Source organism: Paraferrimonas sp. SM1919, assembly GCF_010993985.1.
GTDB lineage: Bacteria > Pseudomonadota > Gammaproteobacteria > Enterobacterales > Shewanellaceae > SM1919.
This window is the reverse complement of the sequence record NZ_WINH01000049.1, coordinates 1-2,301: the sequence shown is the minus strand read 5'-3', so window position 1 is coordinate 2,301 and position 2,301 is coordinate 1. Positions and strand designations below refer to the sequence as shown.

Genomic DNA, 2,301 nt, shown 5'->3' with positions numbered 1-2,301 from the left:
TGTGTGCTGGAAATTAACGTACTACGGGGTCTAGGCATGACTACCTCCAACAACTCGCTATAAAACAAGTTTAGTAGGAGGCTGAAAAAGCAGCAATTAATTATGGATGTCTATTGTGTGTTCTTGTTAATTTTTATTCCGATGCAATTAACCCAACGTCCCACCCTATTCCAAACTCATCTTCAGCAATAGACTTTAATCTTGTAGTAAAATCCGTTTCCTCTGTAACACCACCATGTTGACATGAAGAAAGCAAAGACTCACTAAACACAAAAGCGGGATGATCTGTGTCGAAATGTATTGTTCCACCTGAGGTAGACTCAAAAACACTCTTTAGTATATACAACTCGAATGGAATCATTACGCCCCACCAGAGACCACCAAATACAGATCCCTCTTCACCTGTTGAGCGCTTTCTCTTAGCATTAACGTGATCCCAACCAAATGAGTTTGCCCAACGAAAGTCTAAATACTCAGGTAAAAACTTATTGAATTCCACTTGATCAGTGACTTTAGCAATTAAAGGTGCAAAACCTCCTAAAGATTTCTCGTTAAATTGTTTCGGCCACTCGCCACTAATTGATGCTTTGATCAATAACAAAGCAAATTCTGCGAAGCAATTATCATTATCACGGAGCTGCCAAGAGGCATCTTCATTTGCTAAATGAGGCATAATAAATTTAGGAAGCCACTTTAACGGCTCTTCAAAGTTATAGTATGCAGCTAGGCCCCAAACTTTGAGTAAGCTATCCAGAGTAGTTAGCTCAAACTCGTCTCCATACTCTGCAATTCGAATAGGTGTTATTTGGGCCTCTAACTTCAAGCCATCAAGGGCGTAATCCAAAGCTAGTTTAACATCAGAGCTTGAATCTTCACCTTCGAGTCGCTTACCTACTGCTAGGTTTAAGTAATTTGAAAAAAGCCAATAATAACCAAACAAAAACATTCCTGCTTTTTCATGATGCATAGAGGAATTCAAGTCCCCTTCTATTTGCACTTTGCGCTTAGGCATATCGTTAATTAGCTCTTTTGCTAAAAAAGTAAAAACCTGTTCACGGTTAGTTGCACTAGGTTTAGGTTGCTTTGCCATTTTTACCACCTTTTAAAATTAATTATGGGTGTCTATTGTGTGTTCTTGTTAATTTTTATTCCGATGCAATTAACCCAACGTCCCACCCTATTCCAAACTCATCTTCAGCAATAGACTTTAATCTTGTAGTAAAATCCGTTTCCTCTGTAACACCACCATGTTGACATGAAGAAAGCAAAGACTCACTAAACACAAAAGCGGGATGATCTGTGTCGAAATGTATTGTTCCACCTGAGGTAGACTCAAAAACACTCTTTAGTATATACAACTCGAATGGAATCATTACGCCCCACCAGAGACCACCAAATACAGATCCCTCTTCACCTGTTGAGCGCTTTCTCTTAGCATTAACGTGATCCCAACCAAATGAGTTTGCCCAACGAAAGTCTAAATACTCAGGTAAAAACTTATTGAATTCCACTTGATCAGTGACTTTAGCAATTAAAGGTGCAAAACCTCCTAAAGATTTCTCGTTAAATTGTTTCGGCCACTCGCCACTAATTGATGCTTTGATCAATAACAAAGCAAATTCTGCGAAGCAATTATCATTATCACGGAGCTGCCAAGAGACATCTTCATTTGCTAAATGAGGCATAATAAATTTAGGAAGCCACTTTAACGGCTCTTCAAAGTTATAGTATGCAGCTAGGCCCCAAACTTTGAGTAAGCTATCCAGAGTAGTTAGCTCAAACTCGTCTCCATACTCTGCAATTCGATAGCTGTAATTTTGGCTTCCAGCTTCAAGCCATCAAGGGCGTAATCCAAAGCTAGTTTAACATCAGAGCTTGAATCTTCACCTTCGAGTCGCTTACCTACAGCTAGGTTTAAGTAATTTGAAAAAAGCCAATAATAACCAAACAAAAACATTCCTGCTTTTTCATGATGCATAGAGGAATTCAAGTCCCCTTCTATTTGCTCTTTGCGCTTAGGCATATCGTCAATTAGCTCTTTTGCTAAAAAAGTAAAAACCTGTTCACGGTTAGTTGCACTAGGTTTAGGTTGCTTTGCCATTTTTACCACCCTTTAATATCAACTGTAGTGTTGGAAAATCCCATATTATTAATAGCAATATGATACCCATAATATCGACTACGACCATTATAATTTACTACGTGTTTCGCAAACTGCTGAGTTCCAGAATCAATAGACTTCCATAAAAATTAACTATAGCCACCCATTATTAATCAATAACTTACAGCACAAAATCTTGA

General features: G+C 38.3%; 3 protein-coding genes. All 3 read right to left on the bottom strand.

Annotated features, from left to right (window positions below):
- Window positions 1-133 precede the first annotated feature (133 nt).
- The 3 genes from GFB48_RS17045 to GFB48_RS17035 all read right to left on the bottom strand — a co-directional run bounded on the left by GFB48_RS17045 (window position 134) and on the right by GFB48_RS17035 (window position 2,101).
- A complete protein-coding gene (locus GFB48_RS17045; protein WP_163938637.1) occupies window positions 134-1,090 on the bottom strand; it encodes a hypothetical protein in 957 nt (318 codons plus the stop codon).
- A gap of 55 nt (window positions 1,091-1,145) precedes the next feature.
- On the bottom strand, window positions 1,146-1,685 hold the full coding sequence (locus GFB48_RS17040; RefSeq protein WP_163938635.1) for a hypothetical protein: 540 nt from the start codon (window positions 1,683-1,685) through the stop codon (window positions 1,146-1,148).
- A gap of 86 nt (window positions 1,686-1,771) precedes the next feature.
- On the bottom strand, window positions 1,772-2,101 hold the full coding sequence (locus GFB48_RS17035) for a hypothetical protein (RefSeq protein ID WP_163938632.1): 330 nt from the start codon (window positions 2,099-2,101) through the stop codon (window positions 1,772-1,774).
- Between the last annotated feature and the right edge of the window lie 200 nt (window positions 2,102-2,301).